This window comes from Saccharopolyspora dendranthemae (genome assembly GCF_007829955.1).
Classification (GTDB): Bacteria; Actinomycetota; Actinomycetes; order Mycobacteriales; family Pseudonocardiaceae; genus Saccharopolyspora; species Saccharopolyspora dendranthemae.
In genome coordinates this window covers 213,527-231,369 of sequence record NZ_VIWX01000004.1, presented here as the reverse complement: position 1 = coordinate 231,369, position 17,843 = coordinate 213,527, and the positions used below count along the sequence as shown (strand labels likewise).

Below are 17,843 nucleotides of genomic sequence, written 5' to 3'. Positions count from 1 at the left end.
CAGTTCGACGGCCCGAACGGCGCGGACCCGATCAGCCACTGGACGAGGGAGCGTCGTCGTGCTGCGTACCGAACTCATCCGGCCGTTGTCGGTGCTGCTGCGGGAACACGCCGAGCGGATCCCGGACAAGATCGCGTTCAGCGACCACCGGCGAGACCTCACGTACGCGGAGTACGAGCGCAACACCGGCCGCCTGGCGGGGCACCTGGCGGAGTGGCTGGATCCCGGTGACCGCGCGCTGATCTACCTCGGCAACTCCGTGGAGACCCTGGAGAGCTACCTCGCGATCATCCGGGCCAGCGGGGTGGCCGTCCCGTTCAACCCGCACTCCGCCGACGCGGAACTGGCCTACGTCGTCGACGACAGCGGGACCAGGGCGATCATCACCGACCCCGGGCGTCTGGACCAGGTCGTGGCGCTGCTGCCGGGACGCCCGCACCTGCGGGTCCTGGTCACCGGGAGCGGACCTCTGCCGGTCGACGCACCGGCGGCGGTGAGCCGCTACGCGGACCTGGTCGGGTCCGAGCCGCCGCGCCCGGCCCGCGATGACCAGTCGCTCGACGACATCGCCTGGATGCTCTACACCTCGGGCACCACCGGGAAGCCGAAGGGCGTCCTGTCCACCCAGCGCAGCTGCCTGTGGTCGGTGGCGGCCTGCTACGCGCCGATCGTCGGCCTCCGCGAGCAGGACCGCGTGCTCTGGCCGCTGCCGCTGCACCACAGCCTGGCGCACGTGCTGTGCGTGATCGGGGTGACCGCGGTCGGGGCGACCTGCCGCGTGCTCGACGGGTTCTCGGGCGAGGAAGTGCTCCGGGCGTTCCAGGACGAGGACTACACCTTCCTCACCGGCGTGCCCGCGATGTACCACCACGTGCTGGAGGCCGCGCAGCGCAGCGACGTCCGGATCAGCGGCCTCGAGCGCTGCCTGACCGCCGGCTCGGTGTGCCCGGCCTCGCTGCGCACCGCGTTCGAGGAGACCTTCGGGGTCCCGCTGATCGACGGCTACGGCAGCACCGAGACCTGCGGTCTGATGGCGGTGAACTGGCAGACCGGTACCCGCGTGGACGGCTCCTGCGGTCTTCCGGTGCCGGGGCAGGCGATCCGGTTGGTCGACCCGGCGACCGAGCTCGACGTCGCTCTGGGCGACGAGGGCGAGGTGAGGGTCAAGGGCCCGAACCTGATGGTGGGCTACCACGGCCAGCCCGAGGCGACCGCGGCCGCGCTGCCCGGCGGCTGGTACCGCACCGGGGATCTGGCCCGGCAGGACGAGTTCGGTTACCTGACCATCACCGGCCGGGTGAAGGAGCTGATCAACCGGGGCGGGGAGAACATCCACCCCGGTGAGGTCGAGGACGTGCTGCGCGGTGTTGCCGGGGTCGCCGACGTGGCGGTCGTGGGCGAGCCGCACGACGTGCTCGGCGAGGTGCCGGTCGCGTTCGTCGTGCCGCGCTCACCCGACTTCGACGCCGAGCGGATCTACGCCGCGTGCCGCGAGCAGCTGTCGAGCTTCAAGATCCCCGAGCAGCTGTACGAGATCGACCGGGTCCCCCGGACCGCCTCCGGCAAGATCACCCGGCACGTGCTGCTCGACCTCCCCGCGCGGCTGCGGGGTGCGGCCCGCAGCAGGCACGAGTCGTTGCTGAGGCTGACCTGGAAGCCGCTGCCGCAGGACGACGCGGGTGCGCCGGCGTCCTGGACGGTGCTCGGCCCGGATCTCTTCGGCGTGGCACCCGCCCTCACGGCGGCGGGAACGGCCGTCGACGCCCACCCCGACGTCGCGGCGTTCCGAGCCGCTGAGGGGCCGACCCCCGACGTCGCCGTCGTGTGCCTGCCGCCCGAGACGGCGGACGACCTCGGCCGAGCTGCGCGGGACGCGGTGCGGCGGGTCGAGGACCTGCTGCGGGAGTGGACCGAGAACCCGCTTCCGGCAACCCGATTGGTGGTGGTCACCCGAGGTGCGGTCGCCACGGCCGGCGATGAGGACGTGCCGGACCTGGTGCACGCGCCCGTGTCGGGACTGCTGCGCGCCCTGCAAGCCGAGCAGCCGGGCCGGTTCTCGCTGATCGACCTCGACGAGGACTCCGTCGACGCGCTGGCCGCTGCGGTCGCCGCTGCGGAGCCGCAGCTGGCCGTTCGGGCGGGCGTCGTGCTCGCACCGCGGCTGATCAGGGTGTCGGTCGCCGCGGTGGGGGAGTCGCTGCTGCGGCTCGACCCGGACGGCGCGGTCGTCGTCACCGGTGCCGCAGGTCCGGCCGCTGCGACGATCGCCCGCCACCTCGTGGCCGCCTGCGGTGCGCGCCACGTCCTGTTCGCCGTCGTCGGCGGCGCCGACGAGCTCGCGGCCGAACTGGCCGATCTCGGAGCCGAGACCCGGGTCGCCGCCTGCGACGCCGCCGATCACCGGGCGCTGGACGCCGAGCTGGCCGAGCTCGGACGTCCGATCGCAGCGGTGCTGCACTGCGGAGAGGCGCAGACCGACTTCCGGTCCGTCGCCGACGGGGCGGTGAACCTCCACCGGCTCACCGAGCAGCACGAGATCGGTGCTTTCCTGCTCGTGGGAACCGCAGCGGGTGCGCTCGGCGAAGCGGGGAGCGAGCAGGCCGCGCTGCAGGAGTTCCTGGTGGGGTTGGCGCAGCACCGGCGCTTCCGCGGTCTGCCCGCGCTGTGCCTGGCCGTCGATACCGACCTGCCCGGCCGGGAGCTGGTGGGGATGCTCGACGTCGCCACCGGGAGCGACCTCGGGCTCGCCGTCATCACGCGGGTCAGGACCTCCGGAGAGCCGCCGGCCCTGCTGCGCGAGCTGACCGAGGCCTCGTCGCGCATGGCCGAGGGTGACGAGCGGGGCCGTTCGGCGCTGCGGCAGCGGATGGCCGAGATGTCGCCGCAGCAGCAGGAATCCTGCCTGCTGGACCTGGTGCTCACCGAAGTCGCCGAAGCCCTCGGGCTTCCGTCGCTGCGGACCGGGGCGGCCAGGAGCGCGTTCCGCGAGCTCGGGCTCACCTCGGTCAGCGCGGTCGCGCTGCGCAACCGGTTGACGGTGGTCACCGGCTTGGACCTGCCCGCGCCCGTCGCGTTCGACCACCCGACCCCGGACTCCCTGGCCCGCCACCTGCGCGCCGAGCTGTTCGGCGAGCGGACGCCGACCGCTGTGGTCGCGGTACCGCGCGCCGACACCGGTGAGGGGATCGCGATCATCGGCATGGGATGCCGGTTCCCCGGTGACGTGCGATCGCCCGAGCAGCTGTGGCAGCTGATCGCCGACGGCGCCGAGGTGCTCTCGCCGTTCCCGGCCGACCGCGGGTGGAACCTGGCGACGATGTCCGGCGGCGACCCGGGACGGCCCGGCACCAGCGCCACCCGGCACGGCGGATTCCTGCACGACGCAGCCGATTTCGACGCCGCGTTCTTCGGGATCTCACCGCGCGAGGCGCTGGCGATGGACCCGCAGCAGCGGCTGCTGCTGGAGGTCTCCTGGGAGGCGCTGGAGCGGTCGGGAATCGACCCGGTGTCGCTGCGCGGGCGCGACGCGGGCGTGTTCACCGGCGTGATGTACCACGACTACGGAACCGGGCTCGCCGAGGCGCCGGAGGGCACCGAGGGGTACTGGACGACCGGTACCGCGGGCAGCGTCGCCTCCGGCCGCGTCGCGTACGCCTTCGGCTTCGAGGGCCCCGCCGTGACGGTCGACACGGCCTGCTCGTCGTCGCTGGTGGGGATGCACCTGGCAGCCCAGTCCCTGCGGCAGGGCGAGTGCTCGCTGGCGCTGGCCGGCGGCGCGACGATCATGTCCACGCCGTCGACGTTCGTCGAGTTCACCAAGCAGGGCGGGTTGTCCGCCGACGGCCGGTGCAAGTCCTACTCCGACGCCGCCGACGGCGTCGGCTGGTCCGAGGGCGCCGGCGTGGTCGTGCTGGAACGGCTCTCCGACGCCCGGCGCAACGGACATCCGGTGCTGGCCGTGCTGCGGAGTTCCGCCGTGAACTCCGACGGCGCTTCCAACGGGCTGACCGCGCCGAACGGGCCGTCGCAGCAACGGGTGATCCGCCAGGCGCTCACGCGCGCCGGTCTGTCCACTTCGGACGTCGACGTGGTCGAGGGGCACGGCACCGGGACGTCGCTGGGTGATCCGATCGAGGCGCAGGCGTTGCTGGCCACCTACGGCCAGGACCGGGAACGGCCGCTGCTGCTGGGTTCGGTCAAGTCGAACCTCGGTCACACGCAGGCGGCGGCGGGCGTCGCCGGTGTGATCAAGGTGGTCATGGCCATGCGGTGCGGTGTGGTCCCGCGAACCCTCCACGCGGAGGAACCCTCGTCCCACGTGGATTGGGGATCGGGTTCGGTCGAGCTGGTGAGCGCGTCGGCGCAGTGGCCGGGCACCGGACGTCCTCGCCGGGCCGGGGTTTCCTCCTTCGGGATCGGCGGGACGAACGCGCACGTGATCGTCGAGCAGGCGCCGCCGGTCGTGCCGACCGCGGAGGAGGAGCGGGTGCTCCCCTCCGCGGTGCCGTGGGTGCTGTCGGCCAAGTCCGAGGCAGCCCTGGACGAGCAGGCTGCGCGGGTCCGCGCGGTCGAGCGCTCACCGGCCGACGTCGGGCTCTCGCTGGTGGAGTCGCGGTCGCTGTTCGAGCACCGCGGCGTGTGGCTGGCTTCGCGCGACGGTGTGGTCGAGGTGGCGCGTGGTGTTGCTGCTGAGCGGTCGGTGGGCGTGTTGTTCGCGGGTCAGGGTTCGCAGCGCCTGGGGATGGGTCGTGATCTCTACGGTCATTTCCCGGTGTTCGCAGCAACTTTGGATGCCGTGCTGGAGCGCTTGGACCCCGGCGTGCGGGATGTCATGTGGGGCGAGGACGAGGATGCCCTGAGCCAGACGGGATTTGCGCAGCCTGCGTTGTTCGCCTTCGAGGTGGCGTTGTTCCGTTTGGTCGAGTCGTTCGGTGTGCGGCCGGATTTCTTGGCGGGGCATTCGATCGGTGAGATCGCGGCTGCGCATGTGGCGGGTGTGTTCTCGTTGGAGGACGCGTGTGCGTTGATCAGCGCTCGGGCCCGTCTGATGCAGGCGTTGCCCACGGGTGGCGTGATGGTGGCGGTGCAGGCCGGTGAGGCCGAGGTCCTGCCGCACCTGATCGACGGTGTGTCGATCGCGGCGGTGAACGGCCCGTCCTCGGTGGTGCTGGCCGGTGACGAGACCGACGTCCTGAAGGTGGCCGGGCGGTGGAAGTCTAGGCGTCTGCTGGTCAGCCATGCGTTTCACTCGTCGTTGATGGACCCGATGCTGGACGACTTCCGCGCTGCGATCGGCGGGCTGTCCTTGCGGGCACCCCTTATCCCGATCGTGGCTGACGGCGATGTGACGTCGCTGGAGTTCTGGGTTCAGCACGTGCGGAACTCGGTGCGGTTCGCCGACCACGTGCGTTCGATGGCGGAACGGCACGTGGACGCGTTCCTGGAACTGGGCCCGGACGGCGTTCTGACCGCGATGGCGGCCGAATCCGTTCCGGAGGACGCGGTTCTGGTTCCCGCGCAGCGCAAGGACCGCGACGCCGAGCCGGCGCTGATCGAGGCGCTGGCACGACTGCACGCGGTCGGCGTCGAGGTCGACTGGGCGCAGTGCTTCAGCGGTACCGGCGCGCAGCGGGTGGATCTGCCCACCTACGCCTTCCAGCGACAGCGGTACTGGCCGGATCAGCTGGTATCCGGTGTGACGGACTCCTGGTGCTACGAGGAGTCCTGGACCCCGCTGCCGGGACTGCCCTCGGTGCCGGCGGGCGGGACCTGGTGGATCGCGATGCCCGACGAGCTCGCGGCTGATCCGTGGGCCACCTCGGTCGTGGATGCCCTCGGTGCGGGTGCGGTGCGAGTCGAGACCGGCCCCGGAGTCCAGCGCGAGGAGCTGGGCAAGCGGCTGGTGGATCTGCCCGCGCCGGACGGCGTGGTGTCGTTGCTCGACGAGATCGAGTGCACCGCGTTGCTGCAGGCGCTGGGCGACGCGGGCGTGGACGCCCGTGTGTGGGCGGTGACGCGCGGCGCGGTGTCGGTCGGTGCCGGTGACGACGTGCGGGACTCCTCCTACGCCGGCGTGTGGGGTCTCGGCAGGGTCGCCGCGCTGGAGCTCCCGGACCGGTGGGGCGGTCTGGTCGACCTGCCCGACGTGCTCGACACCCGCAGCGCGCAGCGCTTCACCGGCGTCCTCGCGGCGAACGTCGAAGATCAGGTGGCGATCCGAACCTGGGGCGCGTTCGCCCGCAGGCTCGCACCCGCCCCTTTGTCGCACGTCGAACCGAAGGCGCCGACGGGCACGGTGCTGATCACCGGCGGCACCGGCTCGCTGGGTGGGCACGTGGCCCGCGACCTGGCCGAACGCGGTGCCGAAGGACTGGTCCTGCTCAGCAGGAGCGGTCCGGGGGCGCCGGGCGCCGCCGAACTGCGGGACGTGCTGACCGGGCAGGGCGTCCGGGTGCGGATCGAGTCCTGCGACGTCGCCGACCGGGACGCCCTCGCCGCGGTACTCGCGGGAATCGACGACCTGTCCGGGGTGGTGCACTCGGCCGGTGTCGTCGACGACGGCGTGCTGGACGAGCTGACGCCCGAGCGGTTCGGCGACGTGTACCAGTCCAAGGTGGACTCGGCGCTGCTGCTCGACGAGCTCACCCGGGAACGGGACCTGGACTTCTTCGTGCTCTTCTCGTCCTTGGCGGGCGCGGTGGGCAACGCGGGGCAAGCCAACTACGCGGCCGCCAACGCGGTGCTGGACGCGGTGGCCCAGCAGCGCCGCTCCGAGGGGCTGCCCGCGACGTCCGTCGCGTGGGGCGCCTGGGCCGGGGCGGGCGCTGCTGCTGACGCGACGATCGCCGAGCGGCTGCGGCGGCGCGGCGTGCTGCCGATGGACCCCGAACCGGCCATCGCGGCCCTGTGGCGCTGCGTCGCCGAGGACCGGACCTCGGTGACCGTGGCCGACCTGGACTGGGAGACCTTCGCCCCGGGCTTCACCGCCGTGCGGCCGAGCCCGCTGCTGTCGGGGGTCGACGCCGCACGCCGCGCCGTCGACGCCGCGGAACGCGCGGATCGATCCGAAACGGCTCTGGTGCAGCGGCTCTCGGGGATGGTGCCCGCGGATCGAGACCGCGCGGTCCTGGACCTGGTGCGAGCCGAGGCCGCCGCGGTGCTCGGACACCCGAGCCCCACCGCGATCGGGGTCGACAACGCCTTCCGCGATCTGGGGTTCGATTCTCTGACCAGCGTGGAGATGCGGGACCGGTTGCGGAAGGCGACCGGTGTGCCGCTGCCGACGGCGCTGCTGTTCGACCACCCGACGCCCCGCGCCGTCGCCGGCCATCTGCTGGCGAACCTGACCGTCGAGGAAGCGGCCCCGGTCGGCTCCGCCCTGAACGAGCTCGACCGCTTCGAGGCGGCGCTGCGGTCCTCGGCCGGCGACGTCGACGGCGAGGCGATCCGGCAGCGGCTGGAGGAGATCCAAGCCTGGCTGCGCGACCGGACGCAGCCCTCCGCAGGCGGTCTGCCCTCGGAGGACGACATCAAGGCGATGCCCGTGGACGAACTGCTCAACACCATCGACAACGGGCTGCTCGACCTCTCCTGACGTTGAGACCCGCTCGACACGTGACACGAAGGTGGACCGGTGCCGGAAGATCAGCAGGACAGAGTTGTCGAATACCTGCGGCGGACCACCGTCGATCTCCGCCGCGCCCGCGAACGCGTGTCCGAGCTGGAGCTCAGGAACAGCGAGTCCATCGCCATCGTCGGCATGGCCTGCCGCTTCCCGGGAGGCGTGACCTCGCCCGAAGCGCTCTGGGAACTGGTCCGCGACGGCGTGGACGCGGTCTCGTCGTTCCCGGACGACCGGGGCTGGGACACCACCGCGCTGGCCGGAGCCAGCCTCGCCTCCGAAGGCGGGTTCCTCGACTCCGCAGCGGATTTCGACGCCGATTTCTTCGGGATCTCGCCGCGCGAAGCGGCCGGGATGGACCCGCAGCAGCGCCTCGTGCTGGAGACCGCCTGGGAATCCTTGGAACGGGCGAACATCGACCCCGCCCGGTTGCGGGGCAGCAGGACCGGCGCCTTCATCGGCACGAACGGTCAGGACTACGCGACCCTCCTCGGCACGGGCACCGACGCCCCCGAAGGGCACGCGGCCACCGGGCACATCGCCAGCGTCCTGTCCGGTCGCGTGTCCTACGCGTTCGGGTTCGAGGGCCCGTCGATGACGCTGGACACGGCGTGCTCGTCGTCGCTGGTGGCGATGCACCTCGCCGCGCAGTCGCTGCGGCAGGGGGAGTGCACGCTGGCGCTGGCAGGCGGTGCCACCGTCATGGCCACGCCGCACGCGTTCGTCGAGTTCACCCGGCAGCGCGGGCTCGCCGCGGACGGCCGGTGCAAGGCGTTCTCGGACTCGGCCGACGGCACGGGCTGGTCCGAAGGCGTCGGCGTGCTGGTCCTGGAGCGGTTGTCGGAGGCGCAGCGCAACGGGCACCGGGTGCTGGCGGTGGTGCGGGGCTCGGCGGTGAACTCCGACGGAGCCTCCAACGGGTTGACCGCGCCGAACGGTCCCTCCCAGCAGCGCGTCATCCGAGACGCGCTGCGCTCGGCGAAGCTCGAAGCGTCCGAAGTGGACGCCGTCGAAGCGCACGGCACCGGCACGGCCCTCGGCGATCCCATCGAGGCCGACGCGCTGATCGCGACCTACGGCAACGACCGGGAACGTCCGCTGCTGCTGGGGTCGGTGAAGTCCAACCTCGGTCACACGCAGGCGGCGGCCGGGGTCGCGGGCGTCATCAAGATGGTGATGGCGATGCGCCGAGGCGTGCTGCCCCGGACGCTGCACGTCGACGCGCCGTCATCGCACGTCGACTGGTCGGGCGGCGGAGTCGAGCTGCTCACCGCACCCGTGGCGTGGCCCGAGACGGGACGTCCGCGGCACGCCGGGGTGTCCTCGTTCGGCGTCAGCGGGACCAACGCGCACGTGATCCTGGAGCACCCGGCGGTGGCGGAGGTGCCCGCGCCGTCGGCGTGGGTGTCGCCCGCGGTCGTGCCGTGGGTGGTGTCGGCGAAGTCCGAGGCCGCGCTGGACGCGCAGATCGACCGCCTGCGCGGGTCGGACGGCGTCAGCGTCGACGTCGGTTTCTCGCTGGTCACCTGCCGGTCCTCCTTCGAGCACCGCGCGGTGCTGCTGGCCTCCCGCGACTCGGTGACCGAGGCGGCGCGCGGCGTGGCCGGTGAGCGCTCCACAGCGGTGCTGTTCTCAGGTCAGGGTTCGCAGCGGCTCGGGATGGGACGGGAGCTCTACGACCGGTTCCCGGTGTTCGCCGAGGCCCTGGACGCCGTGCTGGCGCACCTGGACCCCGCGGTGCGCGAGGTGATGTGGGGGCCGAACGCCGAGGCGCTGAACGAGACCGGCATCGCGCAGCCCGCGCTGTTCGCGCTCGAGGTCGCGCTGTTCCGGCTGGTCGAGTCCTTCGGCGTGCGCCCGGACCAGGTGGCGGGGCATTCGATCGGTGAGATCGCGGCGGCGCACGTGGCGGGCGTGTTCTCGCTGGCCGACGCGTGCACGGTGATCAGTGCGCGGGCGCGCCTGATGCAGGCGCTGCCCACCGGCGGTGCGATGGTCGCGGTGCAGGCCGGTGAGCCGGAGGTCCTGGAGCACCTGGTCGACGGCGTGTCGATCGCCGCGGTGAACGGCCCGGGCTCGGTCGTGCTGGCCGGTGAGGAAGCTCCCGTGCTGGAGGTGGCCGCGCGGTGGAAGTCCACGCGGCTGAAGGTCTCCCACGCGTTCCACTCGCCGCTGATGGACCCGATGCTGGCGGAGTTCCGCGCTGCGATCAGCGAAGTGTCCTTCCACGCCCCCAGCATTCCGATCGCCGCCGCCGGGGACGTGACCTCACCGGAGCACTGGGTCCAGCACGTGCGGGAAACGGTCCGGTTCGGCGATGCGCTCTCGCGTCTCGCCGACGCCGGGGTGAACGCCTTCCTGGAGCTGGGACCTGACGGCGTCCTGACCGCGATGGCCGCCGAATCCGCGCCCCCGGACGCCGTGGTGATCCCCGCGCTGCGCAAGGACCGCGGGGACGCGGCCGCCGTGCTCTCGGCTCTGGCCGGTCTGCACGTGGCCGGTGTGGACGTGGACTGGGCCCCGTTCTTCGCGGACACGCGGGCGCAGCAGGTCGATCTGCCGACCTACCCGTTCCAGCGGCGCCGCTACTGGCCCCGGCTCTCGGCCGGGCGAGCCGACGTGCGCGCCGCGGGTCTGGCCGAGGTGGAGCACCCCCTGCTGGGGGCGGGCGTCGAGCTGGCGGGCTCGGGCGGGTTCCTGTTCACCAGCCGCTTGTCGCTGGAAGAACACCCGTGGCTTGGTGACCACGCTGTGGCGGGACAAGCGCTGCTCCCCGGAACCGCGTTCCTCGAACTGGCGATCCGCGCCGCCGACGAGGTGAGCTGCGATCAGGTCGAGGAGCTGACGCTCGCCGCTCCGCTGGTGATCCCCGAGCGCGGCGCGGTGCAGCTCCAGGTGTCGGTCGGCCCTGCCGACGAGTTCGGCAGGCGCTCGGTCGCGGTTCTCTCCCGTCCCGAGGGCGAGGCGGACCTGCCGTGGGTCGAGCACGCCGGTGGCCTCCTCGGCGTGCGAGGCCAGGACGTGCCCGCCGACCTGGCCGCGTGGCCACCTGCCGGTGCGCTCCCCGCTGACGTGGAGGCCGGCTACGAGCGGTTCGCGGAAGCCGGTTTCGACTACGGCCCGGTGTTCCGAGGTCTGCGCGCGGTGTGGCGGCGCGGCGTGGAGGTCTTCGCCGAGGTCGCGCTCCCGGACGGCGTGGACGGCAGCGGGTTCGGTCTCCACCCCGCGCTGCTGGACGCGTGCCTGCATGCCTCCGGGATCGCCGATCACGAGCTGATCGAGCGGGCCGGGCTGCCGTTCTCCTGGCAGGGCGTGGCCCTGCACGTCACCGGCGCCTCGGAGGTCCGGGTGCGCGTCGCGCCGGGCGCCGACGGTGAGCTCGTGCTGACCGTCACCGACACCACCGGTCTGCCGGTGGCCTCCATCGATTCCCTCCGCACCCGTCCGGTTCCGGCGCAGCCGGGTTCCGCGGTGCGCCCGGAGAACGCGCTGTTCGGCGTCGAGTGGACTGCGGTGCCCGGCTCGGCAGAAGCCCTCGCGGAGCGGGTGACGGTCCTGGGCGAGGACGTCCACGAGATCGCCGAAGCGCTGCGCAGCGCAGGAGTCGAAGCGGGCTTCGGGACCGACCTGGCCTCGTGCGGTGCGGGCGTGGTGCTGGTCCCGATCGCCGGGGATCCCGGCGACGTGGTCGCCTCCACCCACGCTGTCACCGAGCGAGCGCTGTCCCTGCTGCAGGACTCGCTGGCCGCCGAGAGCGTCGCCGGTTCCCGGCTGACGTTCGTGACGCGCGGTGCGGTGTCCGGCGCCGACCCGGTGGCGGCGGCGGTGTGGGGTCTGGTGCGTTCGGCGCAGACCGAGCACCCCGGCCGGTTCGGGCTGATCGACCTGGGCGCCGAGCCGGTCGGCCACGACCTGCTCGCGCGCGCGGTGACCTGCGACGAACCGCAGGTGGCGATCAGCGGTGGCGAACTGCTCGCAGCGCGGCTCGCCCGCGCGGCACCGCAGGACGAGAGCTGGGGTCTCGACGGACCCGTGCTGATCACCGGCGGCACCGGAGAACTGGGCGCAGTGCTGGCCCGTCATCTCGTCGCCGAGCACGGGGCGCGCGACCTGCTGCTGGTCAGCCGCCGGGGCCCGGAGGCCGCAGGCGCCGATGACCTGCTCGCCGAGCTCACCGCCCAGGGCGCCCGCGTCGCGATCCGGGCCTGCGACGTCGCGGATCGCCCGTCGGTCGCGCGCCTGCTCGACGAGCACGAGGTGCGGGCGGTCGTCCACCTCGCCGGCGCCGTCGAGGACGGCGTGATCGAAGCGCTGACCCCGGAGAGCGTGCACCGCGTGCTGCGGCCGAAGGTGGACGCCGCGTGGCACCTGCACGAGCTCACCGAGGACCTGTCCGCGTTCGTGGTCTTCTCCTCCGCGGCGGGCGTCCTCGGCACGGCGGGCCAGGGGAACTACGCGGCGGCCAACGCCTTCCTGGACGGGCTCGTCGAACACCGCCGCTCGCTGGGGATGCCGGGCGTGTCGCTGGCGTGGGGCCCGTGGCAGCTCGGCATGGCCTCGGACGTCGACGCCGAGCGCCTGGCGAGCTCGGGAACCCCTCCGCTGACGCGGGAGCAGGGTGTGCGGCTGTTCGACGCCGCGATGTCCACCGGTCGCCCCGTCGCGGTGCCCGTCCGGCTGGACCTGGCGGTGCTGCGGTCGGCCGGTGAGGTGCCGCCCCTGCTGCGCCGGCTCGTGCGGACCAGGTCGCGCCGGTCGCCGGTGGGCACGGCGACGACCGAATCGCTGATGGCGCGGCTGAACTCGCTGGGAGACTCGGAGCGTCGCGGAGCACTCGCGGAGCTGGTGCGCGGTGAGGTCGCCGCGGTGCTGGGGCATCCTGACCCGAGCGCGATCGACACGGCGAAGGCCTTCCAGGAGCTGGGTTTCGACTCGCTGACGGCGGTCGACCTGCGCAACCGGTTGGGTGCCGCGACAGGCCTCCGGCTGCCCACCACGGCGAGCTTCGACCACCCGACCGCGAAGGCGCTGGCCTCGTACCTCCACGACGAGCTGTTCGGATCTGAATCGGCTGCTGCCCAGTTGGTTCCGGTTGTGTCGAGCGTGGTGGATGATCCGGTGGTCGTGGTGGGGATGTCGTGTCGTTATCCGGGTGGGGTGTCGTCGCCGGAGGATTTGTGGCGGTTGGTGTCCGGTGGTGTGGATGCGATTTCTGGGTTCCCGGTGGATCGGGGTTGGGATCTGGATTCGTTGTTCGATTCGGATCCTGATAGTGCGGGTACTTCGTACACGCGGCATGGTGGGTTTTTGCATGATGCGGGTGATTTCGATGCGGCGTTTTTCGGGATGTCGCCGCGGGAGGCGATGGCCACCGACGCCCAGCAGCGCCTCCTGCTCGAAGTGGCGTGGGAAGCGCTGGAACGGTCCGGTCTCGACCCGAACACGTTGCGCGGCAGCCAGACCGGTGTGTTCGCCGGCGTGATGTACAACGACTACGGCGATCTGCTCACCGAGCCCGCGTTCGAGGGATACCAGAACCTCGGCAGCTCTCCCAGCGTGGTGTCGGGGCGGGTGGCCTACAGCTTCGGCTTCGAAGGCCCTGCGGTCACCGTGGACACGGCGTGCTCCTCCTCGCTGGTGGCGATGCACCTGGCGGCGCAGGCGCTTCGGCAGGGCGAGTGCTCGCTGGCGCTGGCGGGCGGGGTCACGGTGATGTCCACCCCGCGCACGTTCCTGGAGTTCTCCCGCCAGCGGGGACTGTCGCCCGACGGCCGGTGCAAGTCGTTCGCCGAGTCGGCCGACGGCGTGGGGTGGTCGGAAGGCGCGGGGCTGCTGGTGCTGGAACGCCTCTCGGACGCTCAGCGCCACGGACACCCGGTGCTGGCCGTGCTGCGCGGCAGCGCCGTGAACTCCGACGGTGCCTCGAACGGCTTGACCGCGCCCAACGGTCCTTCGCAGCAGCGGGTGATCCGCCAGGCATTGGCGCGAGCCGGACTGTCCACATCGGACGTCGACGTGGTGGAGGCGCACGGAACCGGCACCACGCTGGGCGATCCCATCGAGGCCCAGGCGCTGCTGGCCACCTACGGACGCGATCGCGAACGGCCCTTGCTGCTGGGCACCATCAAGTCCAACATCGGCCACGCGCAGGCGGCGTCGGGTGTCGCCGGTGTGATCAAGATGGTGCTGGCCATGCAGCACGGCGTGGTGCCGAAGACCTTGCACGCCGACACCCGCTCCTCGCACGTGGACTGGGACTCCGGCGCCGTCGACCTGGTCACGTCTCCGGCGGAGTGGGTCGACGCGGGTCGTCCTCGCCGGGCCGGGATCTCCTCCTTCGGGGTCAGCGGGACCAACGCCCACGTGATCATCGAGCAGCCGTCGATCGCTGCCCCCGAAGAAGCCCCGTCGCGACCTCAGGCCGGACCGATGCCGTGGCCGGTGTCGGCGAAGGCGGAAGCGGCGCTGGACGAGCAGATCGCACGCCTGCGGCGGGTCGAGCGGCCCGCAGCGGACGTCGGGTTCTCCCTGACATCGCGGTCGGAGCTCGACCACCGCGCCCTGCTGGTCGCCGACGAGGGCGGAAGTCCCGTCGAGCTGGCTCGGGGGATCGCCGGCGAGCGCTCCCTGGCGGTGCTGTTCTCCGGTCAGGGCGCCCAGCGGCTCGGGATGGGGCGGGAGCTCTACGACCGGTTCCCGGTGTTCGCCGAGGCCCTGGACGCGGTGCTCGCCGAGCTCGACCCCGCGGTGCGGAAGGTCATGTGGGGCGACGACGTCGAGGTGCTCAACCGCACCGGCTACGCGCAGCCCGCGCTGTTCGCGCTCGAGGTCGCGCTGTTCCGCCTCGTCGAGTCCTTCGGCGTGCGTCCCGACCACCTCGCAGGGCACTCGATCGGCGAGATCGCGGCGGCGCACGTCGCCGGCGTGCTCTCGCTGGCCGACGCGTGCGCGCTGGTCAACGCCAGGTCGAGCCTGATGCAGGCCCTCCCGGGAGGAGGAGCCATGGTCGCGGTGCAGGCGGCCGAGAGCGATGTGCTGGAGCACCTGGTCGACGGGGTGTCGATCGCCGCGGTGAACGGTCCGGGCTCGGTCGTGCTGGCCGGTGAGGAAGCGCCGGTGCTGGAGGTGGCCGCGCGGTGGAAGTCCACGCGGTTGAAGGTCTCCCACGCGTTCCACTCGCCGCTGATGGATCCCATGCTCGACGAATTCCGCGTCGTGGTCGAAGGTCTGACGTTCCGCGAACCGCAGATCCCCATCGCCGCCGCCGGGGACGTGACCTCGCCGGAGCGCTGGGTGCGGCACGTGCGGGAGACCGTGCGGTTCGCCGACGCGGTCACCGAGCTGGCCGAAACCGGGACGAGCGCGTTCCTGGAGCTCGGCCCGGACGGCGTGCTGTCCGCGCTGGTCGCCGAATCCGCGCCCGGGGCCGCGGTGATCGTCCCGGCGCAGCGCAAGGACGAGGACGCTCAGACCTGCTTGCTCCGCGCGCTGGCCGGGCTGCACGTGAACGGAACCGACGTGCGGTGGAACGCCGCGTACGCGGGAACCGGAGCGCGCCGGGTCGACCTGCCGACCTACCCGTTCCAGCACCAGCGGTTCTGGGCCGCCGGGGCCAAGCGTCCCGGTGATGCGTCGAGCCTGGGGCTGGCGGGGGTCGAGCACCCGCTCCTCGGCGCCGGTGCGGAGCTGGCCGGGTCCGGGGAGCAGCTGTTCAGCGGCCGGGTGTCGCTCGACAGCCATCCGTGGCTGGGCGATCACGTCGTCCTGGGCCGGGTGCTGCTGCCGGGCACGGCGTTCCTGGAGCTGGCCGTGCGCGCCGGGGACGAGCTCGGATGCGCCCGGGTCGAGGAGCTGACCCTCGCGGCGCCGCTGGTGCTGCCGGAGCAGGGCGGCGTGGATCTGCAGGTGCGTGTCGGCGCGGAGGACGAATCGGGCCGCCGCACCCTCGCGATCCACGGCCGTCCCGCAGGGGCGGGCGAGTGGACCGAGCACGCCGGCGGAGTGCTCGCGGAGCGGGGAAGCGACTGGAACGAAGGCGCTTTCGGCGAATGGCCGCCGCAGGGCGCGGAGCCCGTCGACGTCGAGGACCGGTACGCGCGGTTCGCCGACGCCGGCTTCGACTTCGGCCCGGTGTTCCAGGGCCTGCACACGGCCTGGCAACGCGGCGACGAGGTGTTCGCCGAGGTGCGGCTTCCAGCAGGTGGACCGAGCGGTTTCGGCCTGCACCCGGCGCTGCTGGACTCCGCGTTGCGCGCCGCCGAGCCCACCGGAGCGGTCCTGCCGTTCTCCTGGCAGGGCATCACCGTGCACGCCTCCGGCGCCTCGGAGCTGCGGGTGCGGCTGACACCGGGCGCCGACGGGACCGTCGCGCTGGCGCTGGCCGACACCGCAGGTGCGCCCGTGGCCACCATCGACTCGCTGGTCACCCGGCCCGTCTCGGCGCAGCAGCTCGCCGGAGCCGATGACCTCTACGAGCTGCGGTGGGTACCGGTGTCACCGGGCGCGCCGGTCGAGCGCGAGGTCGAGGTCCTCCGCACGAACCCGGGTGCCGACGAGACCGAGGTGCGGACCGAGGTCCTGCGAGTTCTGGCTCTGCTGCGGGAATTCCTGGCCCGCGACACCGACGCGACGCTGCTCGTCGTGACGCGGTCCGCGGTCGGGGAGACCGGGGAGGACGTCACCGATCTCGCCGGTGCGGCGGTGTGGGGGCTGGTGCGCTCCGCGCAGGCGGAGCACCCCGGCCGGGTCGTGCTGGCCGACGTCGACGGAGAGCTCGACGCCGCGAGCGTCCTGGCGACCGGGGAGCCGCAGGTCCTGGTGCGCGGCACGCGCTTCTCCGGGGCACGGCTCCGCCGCGCCGACGCGAGTGGCGGACCACCCGCGTCGACCTTCGAGCCCGACGGCACGGTTCTGATCACCGGCGCCGGTGGGATGCTGGGGAGGCTGTTCAGCCGCCACCTCGTCGCCGAGCACGGCGTCCGCCACCTCGTGCTCGCGACCCGCCGCGGCGAGTCGGGACCCGGTGCGCAGGAGCTGCGCACCGAACTGGTGGGGTGGGGCGCCGAAGTCGAGTTCGCCGCCTGCGACGTCGCCGACCGGGACGCGCTGGCCGCTGTGCTGGCCGGTATCTCAGCGGAGCACCCGCTGACCGGCGTGGTGCACCTGGCGGGCGCCATCGACGACGGCGTGATCGAGGCCCTGACCGACGAGCAGGTCGGGTCGGTCCTGCGGCCGAAGGTCGACGCCGCCGTCCACCTGCACGAGCTCACCAGTGCACTACCGCTCAGCGCCTTCGTGGTGTTCTCCTCCGCCGCGGGGGTGATCGGTGGTCCGGGACAGGGCAACTACGCGGCGGCCAACGCGTTCCTGGACGCACTCGTCCAGCACCGGAGGGCCCGCGGGCTGGTCGGGCAGTCGCTGGCCTGGGGCCTGTGGGAGGACACCGGTGCGCCCGGCATGGCCGCCGAGCTGGGTGCCGCCGCGCGGCAGCGAACCGCGCGCAACGGCGTCGGCTCGCTGCCCGTCGAGCAGGGCGTGCGGCTGTTCGACGCGGCCGGCGCGCGGTCCGAGTGCGCGCTCGTGCCTGTGCGGCTGGAAGCCGCGGCGCTGCGCGACTCGACGGCCGACCTGCCCCGGATCTTCGCCGAACTGGTCAGGCCGAACCGCCGCAGGCGAGCGACGGCCGGCGCCGGACCGCTGCTGGCCGAGCGGCTGCGCGGTGCCTCCGACTCCGAGCGCGAGGCAATGCTCACCGAACTCGTCCGGACCCACGCCGCAACCGTTCTCGGACACTCGGAGATCGAATCGGTCGATACCGGAGCGGGTTTCACCGACCTGGGGTTCGATTCGCTCACGGCCGTGGAGTTGCGGAACGCGCTGAGCCAGGCGACCGGCCTGCGCCTGCCGGCCACGGTGGCCTTCGACCACCCGAGCGTCACGGGGCTCGCCGAGCACCTCGGCGCCGAGCTCGCCCCGGTGGACGAGGACGCCTCGGCCCTGACCGAGCAGCGCATCCGCGAGGTGCTGCGGCGCGTTCCGCTCAACCGGCTCCGCGACGCGGGCCTGCTCGACTCCCTGCTCGAACTCGGCGGCGTGCGAACCCCGTCCGAGCCCAGCGCCGCCGACGACGTCGAGGACATCGACGAGATGGACGCTGAAGACCTGATCACGATGGCGTTCGAGGGTGCCTCCGCATCCGGCGACGCCGCATCGGAAGAGTGAG

Annotated in this window: 2 protein-coding genes; both read left to right on the top strand. The window is 72.7% G+C overall.

What is annotated here, in order from left to right; all coding sequences use genetic code 11:
* The first annotated feature begins 58 nt into the window (after nt 1-58).
* The gene (locus tag FHU35_RS19500) at nt 59-7,594 is read left to right on the top strand and encodes a type I polyketide synthase (RefSeq protein WP_186459512.1); all 7,536 of its coding nucleotides are present in this window, start codon (nt 59-61) and stop codon (nt 7,592-7,594) included.
* A gap of 39 nt (nt 7,595-7,633) precedes the next feature.
* Nucleotides 7,634-17,842 (top strand): type I polyketide synthase, encoded by a 10,209-nt coding sequence (locus FHU35_RS19495; protein ID WP_145741813.1) that lies wholly within the window; start codon nt 7,634-7,636, stop codon nt 17,840-17,842.
* Nucleotide 17,843: the final 1 nt, after the last annotated feature.